At 49.2% G+C, this 19,691-nt stretch carries 13 protein-coding genes; 6 read left to right on the top strand and 7 right to left on the bottom strand.

The window, feature by feature from the left end:
- Nucleotides 1-359 precede the first annotated feature (359 nt).
- Nucleotides 360-1,859: a DUF3360 family protein gene (locus J3369_RS15715; protein WP_349588584.1), complete on the top strand. Its 1,500-nt coding sequence runs from the start codon at nt 360-362 to the stop codon at nt 1,857-1,859.
- Here J3369_RS15715 and J3369_RS15710 read toward each other — a convergent pair whose 3' ends face one another.
- The 4 genes from J3369_RS15710 to J3369_RS15695 all read right to left on the bottom strand — a co-directional run bounded on the left by J3369_RS15710 (nt 1,860) and on the right by J3369_RS15695 (nt 6,609).
- Nucleotides 1,860-3,269, bottom strand: a complete 1,410-nt coding sequence (locus J3369_RS15710; RefSeq protein ID WP_349588582.1) for a HAMP domain-containing sensor histidine kinase — start codon at nt 3,267-3,269, stop codon at nt 1,860-1,862.
- A complete protein-coding gene (locus J3369_RS15705) occupies nt 3,266-3,946 on the bottom strand; it encodes a response regulator transcription factor (RefSeq protein ID WP_303572813.1) in 681 nt (226 codons plus the stop codon). The genes J3369_RS15710 and J3369_RS15705 overlap by 4 nt, the downstream gene beginning before the upstream one ends.
- A 141-nt stretch (nt 3,947-4,087) precedes the next feature.
- Nucleotides 4,088-5,806 carry a bifunctional isocitrate dehydrogenase kinase/phosphatase gene (aceK, locus tag J3369_RS15700; RefSeq protein ID WP_349588579.1) on the bottom strand — a complete coding sequence of 573 codons (1,719 nt, stop codon included), beginning with the start codon at nt 5,804-5,806 and terminating at the stop codon, nt 4,088-4,090.
- 128 nt (nt 5,807-5,934) lie between these two features.
- Complete coding sequence (locus tag J3369_RS15695; RefSeq protein ID WP_502877462.1) at nt 5,935-6,609, bottom strand: SDR family oxidoreductase; 675 nt, start codon at nt 6,607-6,609, stop codon at nt 5,935-5,937.
- A gap of 385 nt (nt 6,610-6,994) precedes the next feature.
- On the opposite strand from J3369_RS15695, the gene J3369_RS15690 reads away from it, so the two are divergent.
- Nucleotides 6,995-9,139 (top strand): acylase, encoded by a 2,145-nt coding sequence (locus tag J3369_RS15690; protein ID WP_349588573.1) that lies wholly within the window; start codon nt 6,995-6,997, stop codon nt 9,137-9,139.
- A 129-nt stretch (nt 9,140-9,268) separates the two neighbouring features.
- On the opposite strand, the gene J3369_RS15685 is transcribed toward J3369_RS15690, so the two are convergent.
- A complete protein-coding gene (locus J3369_RS15685; RefSeq protein ID WP_349588570.1) occupies nt 9,269-9,562 on the bottom strand; it encodes a DUF2845 domain-containing protein in 294 nt (97 codons plus the stop codon).
- 190 nt (nt 9,563-9,752) lie between these two features.
- Here J3369_RS15685 and J3369_RS15680 point away from each other — a divergent pair, with 190 nt between their 5' ends.
- Nucleotides 9,753-10,859, top strand: coding sequence for a Fic family protein (locus J3369_RS15680; RefSeq protein ID WP_349588567.1), 1,107 nt, complete (start codon nt 9,753-9,755; stop codon nt 10,857-10,859).
- A 104-nt stretch (nt 10,860-10,963) separates the two neighbouring features.
- Nucleotides 10,964-11,302 (top strand): FKBP-type peptidyl-prolyl cis-trans isomerase, encoded by a 339-nt coding sequence (locus J3369_RS15675; protein ID WP_349588565.1) that lies wholly within the window; start codon nt 10,964-10,966, stop codon nt 11,300-11,302.
- A gap of 87 nt (nt 11,303-11,389) precedes the next feature.
- Here the strand turns inward: J3369_RS15675 and J3369_RS15670 are convergent, their stop codons facing one another.
- On the bottom strand, nt 11,390-11,932 hold the full coding sequence (locus tag J3369_RS15670; protein WP_349588563.1) for an NUDIX domain-containing protein: 543 nt from the start codon (nt 11,930-11,932) through the stop codon (nt 11,390-11,392).
- Nucleotides 11,933-12,290: 358 nt separating this feature from the next.
- On the opposite strand from J3369_RS15670, the gene J3369_RS15665 reads away from it, so the two are divergent.
- Nucleotides 12,291-14,855 carry a TonB-dependent receptor plug domain-containing protein gene (locus tag J3369_RS15665; RefSeq protein ID WP_349588560.1) on the top strand — a complete coding sequence of 855 codons (2,565 nt, stop codon included), beginning with the start codon at nt 12,291-12,293 and terminating at the stop codon, nt 14,853-14,855.
- A 68-nt stretch (nt 14,856-14,923) separates the two neighbouring features.
- Here the strand turns inward: J3369_RS15665 and J3369_RS15660 are convergent, their stop codons facing one another.
- Nucleotides 14,924-16,657, bottom strand: coding sequence for an alpha-amylase family glycosyl hydrolase (locus J3369_RS15660; RefSeq protein ID WP_349588557.1), 1,734 nt, complete (start codon nt 16,655-16,657; stop codon nt 14,924-14,926).
- Nucleotides 16,658-17,224: 567 nt separating this feature from the next.
- Between J3369_RS15660 and thrA the strand changes: the two genes are divergently transcribed.
- On the top strand, nt 17,225-19,690 hold the full coding sequence (thrA, locus tag J3369_RS15655; protein ID WP_349588555.1) for a bifunctional aspartate kinase/homoserine dehydrogenase I: 2,466 nt from the start codon (nt 17,225-17,227) through the stop codon (nt 19,688-19,690).
- Nucleotide 19,691: the final 1 nt, after the last annotated feature.

Below are 19,691 nucleotides of genomic sequence, written 5' to 3'. Positions count from 1 at the left end.
AGCGGGCAGCGCATACAAATGTTGCGGTTGCCCGTTACAATTTTCGTTACGGCATGGCGGTGTTTTGGTTCAGCGGGCAGGTCAGAGATAGATGATCAGTCCGGTTATTACGCTTAACAGCATCTATACGACTAATAGCTTATATCTTGGTGTTATATAAATGTTAAACAAAGGTTCTCGTTGTTACTTCTTTTCTGTGCTTTGTTAACGCAGGTTTCCCCGTTGCTCATTGTCCGGCGACGACCATTTATGTCCTTTAGTGTTAGTTTTATGTTTATTTTTTCAAGTTATATTAACAATTGGTGGGTGGTGTTTGCTCTAGGATGGCTTTTTTCTTAAGCCAGACATGCGGAGAAAGTATGGGATCAGGTAGCGGGTTTACAAACCCATCTTTAAATCATCAACAGCCTTCAACTTCAGATTACGCAGAACAACACAAGCCTTCTTCAGAGTTTTCAAGCCGGGATGAATACCTTGAGCATGAGTTACAAATCATGTCTCCTAAAAGGTGGCGGCCGAATCTGCCGTTCAGGGATTATCGCTTTGAATGGGAAGACACGATTCCGGCACTCGCCGGTACCATTGGTAAGGTGGTGATGGTAGGTGCCATTGCTGCCACGTTTGCCGGTCAGTTGGGGCTCGGCGATGCATTTATCCTGGAGAACGTGCGTTACGAGCTGGTGATTGTGGCGTTCTTCATTTTACTGTTTTCCGGCTTTTTACTGCCCACCGCAAACCTTGCCGGTACTCACGGCCCGCTTATTCCGCTTATCCCTATTGTGGTTGCTGCCGGCGGACATCCTATGGCATTCGGACTGCTCATCGGGATCTTCGGCATGCTGCTGGCCATCAGTAAAGGTGGAAGTTTGCTGGCTAACCTGACCAGTAAAGGGGTGTGCGGGGGACTCCTGCTGTATCTGGGGTTTATCGGCACTACCTCGCAGGTGAAAAAGCTGTTTGCATGGGCGCAGGGCATAGATATGGCGCACATTGCCTTTGTGGTGATACTCAGCACAATTGTACTCTATGCCTTACTTGAGCACTGGAAGAAGCGCTGGCTGGCAGTGCCGCTCAGTTGTCTGCTTGGCGGCGGGCTGGCCTTTTTGCTGGGCGCACCGTTTGAGTTTCATACCTCTCCGGGGTTACCAAATATGAATCCGGCGTACTGGTGGGGAGAAAACACCGGCTGGATGCTGGGCTTGCCGGGTATTGAGCAGTTCATTGTGGTGCTGCCTTTCGCAGTACTGGCTGTGGCAATGTGGTCACCGGACTTTCTGGGACATCAGGTGTTTCAGAAAATCAGCTATCCGGCAAAAACTGAAAAAGTACAGATGAACATTGATGACACCATGGTGAGTGCAGCCACCCGTCAGGTGGCCGGTTCACTCATGGGAGGCGCTAACTTCACCTCTTCCTGGGGGACGTACATTGTTCCTGCTGCTATTGCTAAACGTCCGATTCCCGCCGGTGCTATCTTAACGGCGCTGTTCTGTGTTGCTGCAGGGCTGCTGGGCTATCCCATGGATCTTGCAATCTGGGAGCCTGTGCTTTGTGTAGCACTGATTGTAGGCGTATTTGTGCCGTTACTTGAAGCGGGCATGGAAATGACCAGAGAAGGCAAAACCACCCAGTCGGCAGCCATCGTGGTATTTGCCTCATCACTGGTAAACCCTGCATTTGGCTGGTCACTTACCATGCTACTGGACAATCTGGGCTTAATCGGATGTAAAGAACGCAGCGCGGAACTGTCAAAAATGAACCGCTGGATCATTCCCGGCATCATGTTCGTTGTTCTGACCGGTGTTATGGCGCTCGTTGGTTTGCTACCCGGCATTCCGGCTATTTTGAATCACGGCTGATTAATCTGCTGACGGTCGTTTTGCCTTTGTCTGCCGCAGGGGCAAACTCATCACTACACCGAACCCGCAGTGAGTACACAGCGGGTTATCGACAAACCAGAGCTTGCCATAGTGAAGGGATGTGACTGCACTGACCATGGATAAGCCCAGACCATTGCCGGGCGTTGTACGGCTTTGTTCTGCACGGTAAAAGCGCCGGTCGAGGTTTTCAAATTCGCGGGGAGGAAGGCCTTTCCCGGAATCAAAAACAGCGATGATGATCCGGTGTGAGGTTTTCATCAGGTTAACTTCAATACGGCAGTTATTTTTGGCGTGTTTCAGGCTGTTATCCAGTAAATTGCTCAATGCCTGAAACAGCAGGTGCATATCACCTTCAATTTCAACGGGCTCGATATTGCAGGTCAGAGATACCTGCTGATCTTCCACCAGAGGTTCGTATAAATCCACCACATCGGCAACAACAGTATGCAGGGCCACGTTGTCGAATCCGGCACGCTGCCGCTCACTTTCCACGTCGGCAATACGCAGCAGGCCGTTAAAAATAGCCAAAAGGTTGTCGGCTTCAGCCAGCGCTTCGTCCCGCAACTCCCCTTCATCCATGCGTTCCAGTTTGCTGCGTAAGCGGGAAAGCGGGGTACGCAAATCGTGGGCGATATTGTCTGAAACCTGTTTGATATTTTTGACGGAGTTTTCAATCTTATCCAGAGTTTTATTGAACACGATTGCCAGTTTACTTAAATCATCCCAGTTGCTGTCGATTTCCATGCGGGCACTGAGATCGCCGGTATCCATGATGTCGCTGGCCGTGTGAGACATGCGGTTGATTCTGTTCACCACATACAGGGCAACACCGAAGCTGAGTGCTGCAATCATCACCAGCATGACGGCGAAGATCCAGCCAAGAGCACGTCCAATTTTCTGTTTGCTGTACAGCGCTTCAACGTTGCGGGCTATAAAGATCTTATGATTGCCCAGGGTCACTACATCGTACAACAGGTTACTGGCGTCCGGATTTTCTGTGCGCAGAGACATGTCTTCACGGAGATAATCAGGTAGCGACACCGGTACTATGGCCGGCGTTGTGTCAGTGGTCAGCGGGGGAAGTTTCGACAGGTTTCCGGCCAGAATGGCATTGTCCGGCCCGAGCAATGCAAGGAGTGAGTCGTTGTCAGAACTGGCTGCACGGCCTTCAAGACTCGTGGAGAGGGCGCTAAGTCCGCCCTGTGCGTATATTTCACCGAATGCAAAACGCTCAGCGGCCAGAGCCGCGCGGGCTTCTGTAAGCAGTTTATCGTCGTCAGACAACGACCAGAAATAAAGAATAAATAAAATGCCCGCAGAAGACAGGGCGGTAAATAATGCGCCTACCCTGAAGCTGGAACTGCGGGTAAACGCACCAATTGCTATCAAGCGATACCCTCTGAAATGCGGTAACCGGTACCGCGAACAGTTTCGATGAGGGGTATATTAAACGTTTTATCTACTTTTTGTCGTAACCGGCTGATATGAACGTCAATTAAATTAGTTTGCGGATCGAAGTGATAATTCCATACCCGCTCCAGCAGCATGCTGCGGGTCACCACTTTTCCGCGGTTTCGCAGCAAACATTCCAGCAACTGAAATTCTTTGGCCTGCAAATCGATTTCCGTTTCGCCACGGGTTACTTTCCGGCGCAGCAAATCCAGGGTCAGGTCGCCCACCGATAATTCCGTTTCTTTCGCGCTGGTGGCAGTGCGGCCGGTTAAGCCTTCAGCCCGCGCCAGCAGCTCTTCAATGGCAAAGGGTTTGGTGAGGTAATCATTTGCGCCTGAGCGCAAGCCCCGCACCTTATCATCAACCTGACTCTTGGCACTTAAAAGCAGTACCGGTAAACCGGAAGACGAAGAACGGATATTGTCCAACACCGTAAAGCCGTCCATCTCAGGTAACATGATATCTAAAATGACCAGATCGAATTGCTCATCAAGGGCACGGTTCAGTCCGCTTTTACCGTCACTTTGATGAAAGCATTCATGTCCGGCCGACTCAAGACCATTGCGGATGTGATCTGCAACGGTGTGATCATCTTCAATTATTAATGCTCTCATACGTGTGGTTCTACCATCAGAAATGTCAGTAACTAATACGCCATAAACGTACTTGCCTGATCACCAGAATAATCGATTTCCAGTTAAATTTAGCCTTTATGACAATCTTTTAATGATAGCAGACTGTGAGAAACTGATGATTCAGGTGCGCCGGTTACTGAAGCGCATGGCCGGATTGTACGGGGTAAAATTCTGAACTTCGCCGCGGGCCGTAATTGCCTGCACACTTTGCCAGTATTCGGGCGTCATCAGATCGCCGTGATATTCTTTAAGGATATCCTTGAACTGCTTTTTCCCCACAATGAAGTGTTCGAACTGTTCGGGGAATACATCATCGGGCGCCACGGAAAGGGTATCCAGAGCATAAGGATCGTCGGACTTGGGCAGTGTTCTGAAATTACGATCTTTCATCAGGCAAATTTCGTCGTAATCATAGAATATTACCCGGCCGCCTTTGGTGATGCCGAAATTCTTGTGCAGCATATCGCCCGGGAAAATATTTGCCAGCGCAATTTGTTTTATGCACAAGCCCAGTTCGTAAATGGCGTGGCGCAGTTTGTCTTCATCGGTTTCCTGAAGCAGATACAGATTAAGCGGGGTCATCTTCCGTTCAATGTACAGGTGGCGGATGATAAGTTCGTCACCGGTAAATTCCAGGCTGGATGCACAGGTGTCTTTCAGTTCCTGAATCAGGTCCGGATGCATGCGTGACAGGGGGAAGCGAAAGTTAACATACTCATGGGTATCAGCCATTCTGCCCACACGGTCTGACATTTTTACCATCTTGTAGCAGTCTTTCACGTGCTGACGGGTAATCTTTTTGCTTTCTGCAAATTCATCTTTGATGATTTTGAACACCACGCCGTATGACGGCAGATGGAACACCATCATCACCAGACCGCGGGTTCCCGGTGCCCGCTCAAAAATGTCGTCGCTGTTATCCAGATGCTGCAGGTAATTGCGGTAAAACACGGTTTTGCCGTGTTTATGATGGCCCAGCGACATATACAATTCAAAATGCTTCTTGTGCGGCAGCAGCTCCTGCAAAAAGGCAGCGATTTCGGCGGGATACTGGGTATCCACCATAAAGTAGCTGCGGGCAAACCCGAAGATAACACTCAGATCCTGACGGTCGGTGAGCAGGGCGTCCACATAAATTTCCTGATTGTCATTGGTATGCATAGAGATGACAAAGGGCAGGGTTTCGCCGGGCATGCAGATACGACCGATAAGGTAAGCCGATTTGCCACGATAAAATACCGGTTTAAGGATTTCCACCAGTTCCACGCTGGCCAGTTGTTCCTTATTCAGACGCTTGCGCAGCGCTGTTTCAAGGTGAGCCATATCACGGGGATAATCTTCGAAGGCAAGGTTGAAGCGGTAAAGTTTGTAAATAGATTCATACATTTGTGCCACGGTGGTCGTGGTGTCGAGGCTGTTAATCACCTGCGTCCGGTCACGGCCGGGAAGAAAGCACCGGCTGGGCAGCACAAACATCACGTCATTGTCGAAGCTCTGGTGACGGAACAGACGGCCGATGATGGAATTATAGAATGTTTCAGCAAGCTCAAACTGGGGATGGGTTTCAAGGTGGCGGGTGAATGACTCCTTTATTTCCTGCCAGAAGCTGCGATCCCGCTGGTGGACTTCCACCAGGTGATAGATATCAGCTACCGCGTCGGAAACACTTTTCTCATAAATGTTCAGTCTTTCTCTGGACGCGGTTTGGGTGGCAGACCACTCGCCATTTTCAAAGCGCTCTTTTGCGCCACGGGTTATACGGGTGAACCACCGGTAACTTTTATCAAAGTGGGTAAGAATTTGAAATGCGATTTTTTTCGCCAGGCGGGTATCTGTCATGGCCGGTGCTCATTAAACTTTTACACCATAACCCTAGCACATGGCGTGTCAGGGCAGTAACACTCTGGTGAATAGTAATTATAAGTCTGTCAGCAATCAGACAGACTTATATAAAGTACCCGTGACACTCAGTTAGCAGGCATCAGATAGATTTCCCGTACACTATTGCGCGGGTCTGCATTGATGGCAAAAGCAACAGCATCTGCTACATCTTCAGGTTGAAGTTTGTCTTCTTTGGGTTCGTCAAAGAACGGCGTATTGACCATGCCGGGGCATATTGTGGTACACCGGCCCTGCCATTCTTTCATTTCTTCGGCAAGGTTCATCCCGAAGCCATAGGCAAACCACTTAGTCGCTCCGTAGACTGACCCTTTAATTGACACTTTACCGGCCGCAGAACTGGTGAGCAGGAAATGGCCTTTTGTTTCTTTCAGGTGTGGAAGCGTTAGCTTAGCCGTCCAGAGCAGAGCCTTAATATTGATATCAACCATGGTATCCCATTCCTCAGGATCGCCATTTTGAGTACCGGCGGCATTCACACCCTTGCCGGCATTAGCGAAAACGGCATCCAGGCGTCCGTAATGGTCAACGCCAGTTTTTACTACCTGTGAAAGTGCCTCAAAACCGGTGGCATCAGCAGCCACAGCAAGGACGTTTTGAGAGCCAAGTTCATCCGTCAACTTTTCGAGTTTATCGCTACTTCGTGCAGTGATAATCAATCTATGTCCACCGGCAACTAATTTTCTGGCTGTTGCTTCACCGATGCCACTGGATGCGCCAGTTATCAGTACCACTTTACTCATCGTCAACTCCTTCCTTTCGGGTGAATTTTTTCAAGTTAATGTTGGTACTTATGAGAGAGAAGGTTTGATCATGATTCAACTGACAGGGCAGCAGCATGCCCATTTTTTATTGCGAACCTGCTCTTAGTAATGATAGTTTGGTTTCAAATAAGAAATACCTTGCCTTAATCATGAATGTCATTCACTGGCGGGGATTTTTGTGTCTGAAAATAATAAAGAAAGTTCTGTATTCTTCCGTTTGGCAGTAAGTAAAAACACGCAAGCGCGCGGTTTAAAATCTGCCTCTCTCTTATCAAAATTCATTTCGAAAGTATCAGCTATGTATCGCAGGAGAAGCACAGCCGCTTTCCTCCAGACACACAGAACTCAGGGACAGATATCTGCCATGAAACTTTTAATTAAATTCTGGCTGGTTGTAGCCTGCTGTTATCTTCCCGGGTGCTCTCCTGCACCAGAGGAGACCGCCTCTGTTGAGCAACCTGCTGAATCAACCGGCACCGAGATCCGCTGGGATGGATACGGCGTTCCTCACGTTTATGGTGACAGCGCGGAATCGGTATTCTACGGCTTTGGCTGGGCGCAGGCAGAAAGTCAGGGAGATATCATTCTCCGGCTTTACGGCCAGGCCCGTGCGAAAGGTGCGGAATATTGGGGCGCGGACTATGAGACCACCGACAAGTGGCTGATTGCCAACGGTGTGCCTGAACGGGGCGAAAAGTGGTATCAGGCTCAGGAGCCGGATTTCAAAGCCAATCTGGATGCGTTTGCACAAGGTATCAACGATTACGCTGAGGCACATCCGGAAAATCTGGATCAGGACGTGCTGAAAGTACTTCCTGTAACCGGTGCCGATGTGGTGACTCACGCCCACAGGCTAATGAATTTCATCTACGTTGCCAACGAGAGCAAAATCATTGGCGACCGTGCGCCGCCGGTGAAAAACGGCTCCAATACTTATGCGGTGATGCCGTCGAAGTCAGAGAGCGGTAATACCCTGTTGCTGCAGAACCCGCATCTGCCATGGGCATCCGGTTTCTTTACATATTACGAGTCCCACCTGACCGGACCAGACTTTGAAATGTACGGTGCTACTCAGGTAGGTCTGCCGGTTGTCCGCTTTGCCTTCAACCAGAATATGGGCATTTCCAATACAGTGAACGGCATGCTGGGAGCGACCTCCTATTTGCTGACACTGAAAGACGATGGCTATGTATATGACGGAGAAACGCTGCCGTTTAAAACGGAAACTAAGCACTATAAAGTGTTGCAGGAAGATGGCTCCTTTGAGGATAAAACCCTTGGGCTGAGACAGTCTGTGCATGGTCCTGTGTTTGTTCGGGATGACGGTGTAACCATCGCTCTGCGCGTTGCCGGTCTGGACCGTCCTTTCATGCTGCAGCAGTACTACGACATGCTTCAGGCAAAGAACTTTGATGAGTTTCAGACCATCATGAAGCGCCTGCAGATTCCTACCTTCAACATCACCTACGCGGATAAAGCGGGCAACATCGAGTATCTGGATAACGGTATTCTGCCGAAACGCAAACAGGGAGATTTAGATTTCTGGCAGGGGCTGGTACCCGGCGACAGTTCTGAGTATCTCTGGACCGAAGTGCACCCCTATGAAGAACTGCCAAAAGTGATTAACCCTGATAGTGGCTTCGTGCAGAACGCTAACGATCCACCCTGGCTGGCGACCTATCCTGTGGTGTACACGCCTGAAGATTTCCCTGCTTATGTGGCCCCCAATGGGCCGATGTCATACCGGGCACAGGGCGCAGTTAAGCGTATGGCGGAATCCGGTAAGCTTTCTTTTGCTGAGTTTGAGGAAATGAAAACCTCCACCTACTCATTGATGGCAGAGCGTTTGCTGGATGAGCTTCTTACTGAAGCCAGAAAGAGTGACGATCCGGAAATTCAGCAGGCGGTTACCCTGTTTGAGAACTGGGACAAAACCTTCAGCGAAGACAGCCGCGCCGGTTATCTCTTCGAGGAGTGGGCAGCAGAGTTTGCCGGTCCGCGACCGCGATTCAGCAGTGAAGCGAATTATGTTGAGGGCTGGAGTATGGACAAGCCGCTGTCTACGCCTTACGGCATTAAGGATCCGGCTCAGGCTGTCGTGATGCTGAAAACGGCTATTGAGAAAACCAAAGCTAAATATGGCAGGATAGATCCGGTATTCGGGGAAATTTCACGCTTCCGCATTCTCGATAAAGACGTTGCCGGTCACGGTGGCTACGGAAACCTGGGGGCGTTTAACGTAATCACCTGGGTCGATCCTGATGAGGATGGTATCCGTGAGCCCTATCACGGTGAAACCTGGATTTCGATGATTGAGTTCTCTACGCCGGTTAAAGCTAAAGGCCTTATGGCCTACGGTAACTCTCGCCAGAAAGGCTCTGAGCATTATTCTGACCAGCTAGAACTGCTGAAAAATGAGCAGTACCGGCCGTTCCTGTTGCTACGGGATGAAATTGAAAAGAATACTGTTAACACAGAGCATATCGACGGTAATTTCGATAAAAATTAGAAACCAGAGTTTCACGTTATGACATTCTGATTATTTACAGAAACGGGAGCGAAAGCTCCCGTTTTTATAGTTCCCGCTTATAGAGTGGCTATCTCAAGCATGCCACTTCCCGTAAGCCATTTCCTATGACTACTGACGCGGTCCGTCAGCGATTTTGATTAATTTACCATTGTGAAAATCGAGCAGGCGCAGAAATTTACCGTTACCCATGTCATAAATGTAGCGGGTCACTTTGACGTAATCGTCCCGTTTGCGAATAAAACCGAGATCTTCCTGCGAGTCCGGCTGGCCACACTTCTGAATGACGTCATAGGTACTTTCTCCTTCCAGTACCAGCTTTGTTCCGCACCGCAGACCATTTGCGCTGGTCGCGGTTGAAAGCAGGAAGGTAAGGGCCAGAAAATGGCTCTTTCTTATGCGCATGGTAGATCCTTGCTGACAGTTTTTTGAAAAACACCTATCCACTATAGCGCACCGGCAACTGTTTCCGAAGACCTCTCGCCATTTTCAAAGTGCTCTCTCTCGCATTGCACGGGTTTCTGATTTGATTAAAGTGCTTATTCTGATTAAATTATGATTAGAATAGACTCGTTAATCGAATCAGAGAGCGATTATGTGGATATGGCAACAACCAGAATGGCCTGATTTTACGTGGAATGCAGATGTCATTGAGCCGCTCCTCCGGAAAGTCAGATTAAATCAGGGAATTCTCATTGGAAAAATGTTGAGCCAGCCTGTCGATGAAAAACAGCGAATGCTGGACACTTTTCTGGCAAATATTGTCCATTCGAGTGCTATCGAGGGAGAGAATATTAATGCATTTTCTGTAAGATCGTCACTGGCCGCAAAACTGGGACTTAATGAAAAAACGCCTTATCCTACTACAGCGCAGACAGACGGGTTGGCGGAAATCATAGTTGATGCGATTGAGGAGTATGATAAGCCGTTAACCCTTGAGAGGATTTTACGGTGGCACAGCCTGTTGTTTTCGGGAGAGGATAATTTTCTTCATCGTATTGAAGGGGGAATGCTCAGAGGAAGTAGTCCCATGCAAGTCGTTTCAGGCAGCCTGGAAAAACCTGTTGTACATTTTGAAGCCCCCGCGCGAATACATTTAGAGCCGGAACTTTCCGGATTCATTTCCTGGTTCAATGAGTCCCGTGATGCGTCGTTTCCTGACCCCATAATTCGTGCGGCAATTACCCATTTCTGGTTTGTAACAATCCACCCTTTTGAAGATGGTAACGGTCGCATAACCCGCTTACTGACAGATCTTGCATTAGCGCAGGCTGAAAACCAGTCTGTACGATTTTACGCCATGTCTGTAAGCATACTGAAACGGCGTGCCAGTTATTACGACACACTTGAAAGAAGCCAGAAGGAAACCATGGACATAACTGACTGGGTGAAATGGTTTCTCGAAACACTTGATGACACGTTTAGTCAGGTAATGTGTGATATTGAACAACTCATATTCAAAAGCAGGTACTGGCGATCTGTTGATCAGTCTGTGTTGAATCCTGCACAAGTAAAGGTGTTGAACAAGATGCTGGATGGTGACTTTGCAGACGGGATTAACACTACTCAATATCATCGTGTCGCGAAAGTAAGTAAACCAACCGCTACCCGTCATCTGGCTTTCCTCGTAGAACAAGGCTGCCTGGTTAAGGCTGGTGGCGGCAGAAGTACCCGATACAAATTGAGTGATAAGTTTAGCTAATAGAACATTCACTATAGCGCACCGGCTACAGCAATGCCTGCCATTCCTCCGGATCGCACAATCGGTTACCATTGCAGAATAATTGATTACAGGACATCAGAAGTATGAGTGCAGAAATTAAGTTTGAAGACGTGGTGACAGGGGAAGGGCGTGAAGCGAAGAAAGGCGCATTAATTACCGCCCACTATCGCGGTCAGCTGGCAGACGGCACTGAGTTTGACTCCTCTTATGAAAAGGGGCGTCCGTTTCAAACCGTACTATCTAAAAATAAAATTATCCAGGGCTGGTTTCTCGGCATTCAGGGTATGCGTGAAGGCGGAAAGCGCAAACTCTGGGTACCAGCGGAACTGGGCTACGGCGACCGGCAAGTCGGCAAAATCCCCGCTGGCAGCGACTTGTATTTTGAGATTGAATTGATTGAAGCGCTTAACCGCGATGATTAATAGTATTGATTCGCAGGCGCTTCAGTTTGCTAAAGTAGCATGCTTCCGCTGAATTCATCAGCGGAAGTGCGGTACACTGGCTGAAAGTTAAATAAGTCCTTTCAGACGCGCCAACCCCAGCGCATTGCAGGTAGTGGCATCAAGGATTTCACCCTTTTTAATCATCTCATCCAGATCGGACAAAGCAATGCGGTGACAGGTCAGGCCTTCTTCCTCAGGGTCGAGATTCTGTTCGGTCATGGTGAAATCTGTAGCAATCCAGATGTGATAACCCTGATTACAAAAACCGTAAGCTAAATACTGATAACCCACGTGAGTCCAGTTTTTTGCCAGCAGGCCTGTTTCTTCCTGTAGTTCGCCGGCAGCTAGTTCTGCCGGATCGGCCTGGCCATTCTCTTCCCAGGTGCCCTGGGGAAATTCCAGCTGACGCTTTTCAACCGGGTAACGGTATTGTTCTACCATGTACACGTATCCGTCCTGCACGGGGATAACAACGGTGAAGTCCGGTTTTTCCATCACGCTGTAAATGCCTTGCTGGCCACTCGGGCGCTCGATGGCATCTTCTCTGACCCGCATCCACTTGTTTTCATACACCACTTTGCTCGACAGGGTTTTGATTTCTGCTGACATCGGTTTTGGCTCCTGAATTGTTTCTTGTATTTGAACATCTTAGTTCCCGGGTTCCACAGAGATTCATCGGTTATTTTTGTTTATCTGCCGAGGAATAAATTAATATTTCAAACTCCCGCTTCAGTTAACTCATTATTTATGATTTACTCCGCCCGCAGCACTACTGACCAGTTGTTCAGGTTTTGACCTGATCGTTCTTCATGCTGCCATGCATATAATTCTAAGAGTCTCATCAAGGCTCATCAAAGGGCTTTCGGGCAGTACCCTGACTTCAGAAACGGATGCCATGACATCCCGCTTATCAACTTCGATAAGGCGTATTTTCGATTCAATAATAAATTCTTAGGGAACACTTTTTATGTTACAGGACAAATCCCGGTCGTCTGCATTTCGACTATCTCTTCTTTCTGCCGCAATCATCGGATTACCGTTAGCCGTTTCTTCTCAGGCCGTCGCACAGGAGCAAACTGATCCGGCTGCAGATGCCAGTCTGGAAAAAATTCAGGTAGTGGGTTCACGCCGCGTGGGACGCACAGTGAATGATTCACCGGTGCCTATCGATATCATTGATGCGTCCGCTATTGCTGCGACAGGTTTAACTGAAACCAACATGATTCTGAATAACCTGCTGCCCAGCTTTAACTTTCCGCAACCTTCTATGACCGATGGTACTGACCACGTACGTCCTGCACAGCTGCGTGGTTTGGCACCTGATCACACTCTGGTGCTTGTGAATGGTAAGCGCAGGCATACCAGTGCACTGTTAAACCTGAATGGTTCTGTTGGTCGTGGCTCATCTGCGGTGGATTTAAATGCGATTCCGGCTAACGCCATTAAACGTATCGAAGTTTTACGTGACGGTGCGGCAGCCCAGTATGGTTCTGATGCTATCGCAGGTGTGATTAATATTGTACTGAAAGATGCCAGTGAAGGCGGCGAAGTGTCTGCCACCTACGGTGCCAACGTGACGACAATGGATGGTGTGCCGGAGTTAACCGGAGTCAGTGTCGCTGACAATGGTGCTCTTGCTTTCCAGACCGGCTCCGACCGCTCTTTAACGGATGGTCAGACAGCCACACTGCGCGGCAACATCGGCTTCGAATGGGGCAATGACGGCTTTGTAAATGTTTCTGCTGAATACCGCGACCGGGGCCAGGCCAACCGTGCCGATTACGATCCCCGTGAAAACTATGCCCGCGACGAAGAAGGGAACCTTGATCCCCGTGAGCTAACGGTGGACCGTTACAATCATGTATTCGGTAATGGTGACGTGGAAGACTATGCGCTGTTTGTGAATGCCGGAAAAGCGATTAACGATAAGGTTGAGTTTTACGGTACAGCCGGCGCCAGTAAGCGTAATTCTGTCAGCGGCGGCTTCTACCGCAGAGCACAGGATTCACGGAACATTACATCCATTTATCCTGACGGTTTCTTGCCACAAATTACCACTGATATCAAAGATTCGTCTGTACTGGCCGGTATCAAAGGTTATGACGAAGTCTGGAATTACGATTTATCTGTCACTCATGGTGAAAACGAGCTGGAATACGGTGTAGCCAATTCCCTGAATACGTCTTTGGGCCCTGACAGCCAGACAAGTTTTGACGCCGGCTCTTTAGAGTATCAAACCACTCTAGTGAATGCAGATGCGTCACGCCTGGTTGATACCGGTGTATTCTACAGCGAAATGAACTTCGCAATGGGTGCTGAGTATCGTCATGAAAGCTATGAAATTACCGCAGGTGAGGAAAGCTCTTACATTCAGGGTACGTTCGGTCCCGGCGGTGCGGTTTCTGCAAATGGTTCCTTAGGTGCGGCCGGTTCCCAGGTATTTCCGGGTTTCACACTGGAATCAGCGGGCAAGAACAGCCGCCACAACTACAGCTTGTATGTCGATTTGGAAGCAGATGTACTTAAGCAGTGGAACGTTGCCGTTGCGGGCCGTTTTGAAGATTATTCCGATTTTGGCAGCACCTTTAACTGGAAGTTGTCTAACCGGGTAACTGTCACCGATGAGTTTGCTTTGCGCGCATCGGTATCTACCGGTTTCCGCGCACCGTCGTTGCAGCAACAACACTTCACTGCCATTTCTACCGTTTTTGTAGACAGTGTTCCGGTAGAAACAGGTACCTTTGCACCGTCCAGTGATGTTGCGCAGGCGCTGGGCAGTCCCGGTCTGGATGCAGAAGAGTCAGTTAACTACAGCGCAGGCTTTACCTATTCACCGTCTGCAGACTTTAACCTGACAGTCGATTTCTACCGCATCGATATTGACGACCGCATTGTGTTGTCTAACAACCTGTCCGGAGATGCAATCGCTGCGTTACTTGAAGGCACCGGCGCGACCAGCGCGCGTTTCTTCTTAAATGCGATTGACTCCCGTACGCAGGGTGTCGATATTGTGTCAACGTATACGCTGGACACAGCAGAGTGGGGCGCATTTAACTTCAATGCCGGCATAAACTTTAACGACAATGAAGTCACCCGCGTTATCGATGCGCCGGATGTGCTGCAGGGCGCCGGTTTTGACCAGAGTAACTTGTTCTCTGATGTTGAGTTGCGCCGGTTCGAAACGGCTTCGCCTGAAAGTAAAGTTAATTTAGGCGTCACCTGGTCGTTTGACCGTTACACCACAACGTTAAGAACAACCCGTTACGGTGAAGTGGAAGACCCGTCCTCCACCGCTGAGCTGAATGAAATCATTCCGGCGGAGTGGGTAACCGATCTGGACATTAATGTGGCGTTAACGGAAGGGTTGTCTGTGTCTGTGGGCGCAAACAACGTATTTGATGTGTATCCTGAGGCAAGCCGCTACACAGTAGAAGCGCCGACCACCTTTACTTACATCATGCCTTATTCAGGCTTTTCGCCTTACGGCTTTACCGGCCGCTATGTTTACGGAAAAATCACTTACCGTTTCTGATGATGTGAACCGGGTAATAACAACGTGATATACGCGGTGCACAATGCACCGCGTTTTTCGTTCCGGCCTCAGCTGCCGGAAAAAATCATCGCACTGTAAGCCGTAAGATGGATAAGATTGTCATTCAGTTGCACATCGTTTGTTGTAATGCCGTCCTGCCAGGCAAACAGGCAGGCTGCATCAGGCGGCATGCCATTTAACCGGTACCCTTCCACATCTGCGCCTGAAAAATTAATCATGACATAGACGTGTTTGTCATCAAGGCCATTACTTCGTTTGTAGATCAGCACTTTGTTGTCATCGTCCTTATGCACAATTTCTGTGGCACCGCCGGTCAATGCAGCACTGTTCCCGTTTTTATTAGTACGTAAACCGACCAGTTGCGTAAATGCTTCTGCATACTCAGCAAAGCGGGTTTTGCGTTCCCAGTCGATATCACTGGTATCATCGAACCAACCGGACTCTTTGAAATCCTGCCCCTGGAACAGCATGGGTATGCCCGCGGTTGTGAGGGTAAGGACGCCGGCTAAAATGCCTTTCTGACGGGCAAAGTAGTTGTCATCCACACCGCCCGGCGCTACTTCCTCAACCAGTCTGGCCTGACCGTTAGCGACTTCATCATGTGATTCGGTATATACCACTCTGGCAAACGGGTTTCCGCTGACCACTCTGGTAATCGCGTTAACCACCGTGCTCAAATCGACATAACTGTCTTCGGTTTTTGTCAGTGCATCGCGGACAGGATGAACGAAACCTGCGGCCCACTGTGCCGTATAGCCACAACCGCCCTTGTCTAAAGGATCGGTAATGTACTCATGACTGTGAAGATCTTCTGCAATGGTCATTTTACCCGGGCAGGACGTCTGAATACGGTGATTGATGGTTTTAATCAGATCGTAGGCTTCAGGGATATCGTCATCGCCGGTATCGGCACCGGACACACTGCGCATATAAGGCACCATATCCATCCGCAATCCGTCAGCTTTAAATTCGTTCAGCCACATCAGCGCATTGTCGGTGAGGTAGTCCCGGACCTCCTGACGGCCATAGTCAGGTCGCGTATCTCCCCATGGTGTGGCGCTGCGGTAATCATTGTAGAAATAAATGCCGCCTTTATCGTTCTCGTGCCAGCCGTCAAACTGCCAGATATCCAGGTCGCTCGGGCCTAAATGGTTGTAAACCACATCAAGAATTACACCGATCCCCATGCCGTGAGCAGCATCGATAAAGGCTTTCAGTCCGTCAGGACCGCCGTAGGCCTCTTCTACTGCAAAGGGATAGGCAGGGTTGTAGCCCCAGCTGATATCGCCGGCGAATTCATTCACAGGCATGAGTTCAACCATCGTGACGCCCAGCGCTTTCAGTTCAGGCAGCTTTTCTATAGCTGATGCAAATGTGCCGTGGCCATCTTCGGGTTGATTAAACGTACCAATGTGCATTTCATAAATGACCCGCTCATGAAGGGGGGCGGAGTCAAATTTTGTGTGTTGCCACTGATATTCATCATCGTAAATAACACTGTTTCCCACACTGTTTGTGACTTTGCGGGCACGGGGATCGTTCTTCAGCAAAAGCTCATCCTGCAAGGTGGTGATAGCAAACTTGTATTCATCACCGTTTTTCGCGTTGTCAGCAAAACCAACCCAGATTCCTCCTTCACGGGATTCAAGAGGATTTGCAGTCTCATCCCATTCATTAAATGTTCCGGTTACACATACAGATTTGGCGTTCGGCGCCCACACTGCAAACTGATAACCTGACTCTGTCTGGCTGACGCCTAAAACTCCGTTAAACGCTGACATAAGGACTTTCTCCGGGAAAAATAAAATCTGATAGGGATGTGTAAGCTGAGATAGCAAAGACAGTGCCGCAACGCGCCGGACGTTGCACCGGAGAATACGGCCCTTTTTATACACTAATGATATGAAAAATATAAAGTTATTCCCGGGCAGAATTTCATTGCCCTGGCCTGAGCGTGGGGGGCATTGAGCTCCGGAAGAAAAAATTACGGAATGCTCCGGCAAAATGTACGCAATGAAATTCCCGTTTTTCCTGTCAAAATATGATGAATCGCAATATGAAAAGGCAGAAAAAGGCTCTCTTTAGGAGTAAATTGTCTGTTATGACGGTGTTTTACACAGAAAAAGCAAAATCGCGGTTGACAGATAGACGTCTATACGGCAAATTGTCCGTATGAAAACAATGATTAGCACCACCGGCACGATGATTATTACCACCTCTTTGAGGGCGGTCGCTGGCTAGTGCGCAACATTGCAACCAGACATCGAAAGCCCGCCCTCACCAGGAGCGGGTTTTTTTTTACGCAATTGAGCGTAGATGTAGCAAAATAAAACCGAAAGGAGCATTACATGAAAGTCTTAAAGTTTGGTGGATCTTCTCTGGCCGACGCACCCCGATACCTGCGTGTGACCGAGATTTGTATGACCACCCACCAAACCGATGGCGCAGCAGTAGTGCTTTCTGCGCCAAAGGGCGTGACCAACGCGCTTTCTTCTCTTTGTGAACAGGCTGCCGCAGGGGATGACTTCCAGCCTCTGTTTGAAAAGTTAGAGCAAACTGTTCAGGGTATTGCAGACGAGTTAAACACCACTTTAGATAATTTCGCCCACGACCACGTTTCTTCATTCATCTCAGATCGCTTATCTGCGCTTAAGCAACAACTGGAAGGCATTAAGTTGCTTGGTTGTGCTCCGGATTCTGTGGCTGCCGGCATCTTAAGTATCGGCGAATACATCAGTGTGACGCTGTTCAGTGCGATTTTGCAGAGTAAAGGTGTGGTTAACAGTATCATCGACCCGGTCGAATACGTGCTGGCACACGGCGAGTATCTCGACAGCATTGCTGATGTGGCAATGAGTAAAGCCCGTTTCAGTGACGTAAAGAGCGATGGCTCAGTATTGCTGGTTATGCCCGGCTTCGTTGCTGTTAATGAAGAGGGTGAGAAAGTCACGCTTGGCCGTAACGGTTCTGATTACTCTGCTGCCATCCTTGCGGCCTGTATCGATGCAGACTGTTGTGAAATCTGGACGGATGTCGACGGGGTTTATAACGCTGACCCGAATCAGGTTGAAGGGGCAGTATTACTTGATAAGCTGACTTATCAGGAAGCCATGGAGCTGTCTTACTTCGGTGCTAAAGTACTGCACCCGAAAACCATTGGTCCTATCGCTCAGCACCACATTCCCTGTCTGATCAAAAACACTCTGAATCCTTCTGCGCCCGGCACGCTAATCAGTAACGAAGCCAGCGAGAAATGGACGTCAGTGAAAGGTATTTCGCAGCTCGATAACATCACGATGTTTAATGTTGCCGGACCTGGCCTCAAAGGCATGGTAGGCATGGCAAGCCGTGTGTTTGAGGTGATGAGTAATGCCAATATCTCCATCAGCCTGATCACCCAGTCCAGCTCGGAATACAGCATCAGCTTCTGTATACAGGAAAAAGATGCGGCCCGTGCACAGCAACTGCTGGAAGATGCCTTTGCTCTGGAATTGCAAAACCAGTTGCTTGATCAGATTGAAGTGCGTCACGACTTAGCCATTGTTACCCTGGTCGGTGATGGAATGCGTCACACAAAAGGCCTGGCAGCCCGGTTCTTTGCTGCACTGGCGCAAGCCCGTGTGAACAACGTAGCCATTGCTCAGGGATCTTCAGAGCGTTCCATCTCTACGGTTATCGAAGCGAAAAAGGCGAAGAAGGCGGTACGGGTTATTCACCAGAACTTCTTCTCCGAACGCCACACCATTGACGTATTCCTGGTTGGCTGCGGTAACGTAGGTACAGAATTGCTGGGTCAGATTGCCCGTCAGCAACCTGCACTGTTGAAGCGCAATATTCAGTTACGTGTATACGGTATTGCCAACAGCCGCAAACTGCTGCTTAACGCGCAGGGCATTGATGTGTCAGGCGACTGGCAGTCTGCACTGGCAGCTTCTGAGGAGTCGTTAAGTGTTGAGCGTTTGCACCAGTTTGTTAACAGCAACAGTCTGGTAAATCCGGTGATTGTTGATTGTACCAGTCACGAAGCGGTAGCTTCACAGTACGTGGATATGATGGAGCAGGGCTTCCACGTAGTGACACCTAACAAAAAAGCCAACACCGACACCATGGCGTATTACCGCCAGCTGCGCAGAACCGCGCAGAATACAAATCGCCAGTATTTATATGAAACTACCGTAGGTGCGGGCTTGCCGGTTATCGATAACCTGCAGAAACTGTTCGCTGCCGGTGACGTGCTGCATCAGTTCGAAGGCATTTTATCCGGTAGCTTATCCTATGTATTCGGTAAGCTTGAAGAAGGTATGAGCTTGTCACAGGCCACCGGTGCAGCAAAAGAAAATGGCTATACCGAGCCGGATCCACGTGACGACTTAAGCGGCATGGACGTGGCCCGTAAACTCCTGATCATGGCACGTGAGGCCGGCCTGGTGCTTGAATTGTCCGATATTCAGATTGAATCTGTGTTACCGGAAGGTTTTGCAGAAGGTGCATCAATTGATGAGTTTATGCAGCAGTTACCTGAGCTGGATGCAGCATTTGGTCAGCGGGTGGAAGAAGCCAAAGCCAACGACAGTGTATTGCGTTATATCGGCAGTATCGATGGTGACAAGTGTAAGGTAACCATTCAGGCGGTGCCACTCACACATCCTCTTGCGGCGGTGAAAGACGGTGAGAACGCGCTGGCAATCAGCAGCGACTATTACCAGCCAATTCCTTACGTTATCCGCGGCTACGGAGCAGGTGGTACGGTAACCGCTGCCGGTGTGTTTGCTGATATTCTGCGTACCATGCCGTGGAAACAAATGGCGCTGTAAT

This window comes from Alteromonas sp. NFXS44 (genome assembly GCF_040148705.1).
Classification (GTDB): Bacteria; Pseudomonadota; Gammaproteobacteria; order Enterobacterales; family Alteromonadaceae; genus Alteromonas.
Note: the sequence above shows the minus strand (reverse complement) of the source record. Positions and strands in the feature narration are given on the sequence as shown.

Bases quoted from the DNA above. Each gene is read 5' to 3' on its own strand.
- J3369_RS15680 (WP_349588567.1), top strand. From the start codon at position 9,753: ATGTGGATATGGCAACAACCAGAATGGCCTGATTTTACGTGGAATGCA.
- J3369_RS15705 (WP_303572813.1), bottom strand. From the start codon at position 3,946: ATGAGAGCATTAATAATTGAAGATGATCACACCGTTGCAGATCACATC.
- J3369_RS15695 (WP_502877462.1), bottom strand. From the start codon at position 6,609: ATGAGTAAAGTGGTACTGATAACTGGCGCATCCAGTGGCATCGGTGAA.
- J3369_RS15685 (WP_349588570.1), bottom strand. From the start codon at position 9,562: ATGCGCATAAGAAAGAGCCATTTTCTGGCCCTTACCTTCCTGCTTTCA.
- thrA (WP_349588555.1), top strand. From the start codon at position 17,225: ATGAAAGTCTTAAAGTTTGGTGGATCTTCTCTGGCCGACGCACCCCGA.
- J3369_RS15660 (WP_349588557.1), bottom strand. From the start codon at position 16,657: ATGTCAGCGTTTAACGGAGTTTTAGGCGTCAGCCAGACAGAGTCAGGT.
- J3369_RS15670 (WP_349588563.1), bottom strand. From the start codon at position 11,932: ATGTCAGCAGAAATCAAAACCCTGTCGAGCAAAGTGGTGTATGAAAAC.
- J3369_RS15665 (WP_349588560.1), top strand. From the start codon at position 12,291: ATGTTACAGGACAAATCCCGGTCGTCTGCATTTCGACTATCTCTTCTT.
- J3369_RS15675 (WP_349588565.1), top strand. From the start codon at position 10,964: ATGAGTGCAGAAATTAAGTTTGAAGACGTGGTGACAGGGGAAGGGCGT.
- J3369_RS15690 (WP_349588573.1), top strand. From the start codon at position 6,995: ATGAAACTTTTAATTAAATTCTGGCTGGTTGTAGCCTGCTGTTATCTT.
- J3369_RS15715 (WP_349588584.1), top strand. From the start codon at position 360: ATGGGATCAGGTAGCGGGTTTACAAACCCATCTTTAAATCATCAACAG.
- aceK (WP_349588579.1), bottom strand. From the start codon at position 5,806: ATGACAGATACCCGCCTGGCGAAAAAAATCGCATTTCAAATTCTTACC.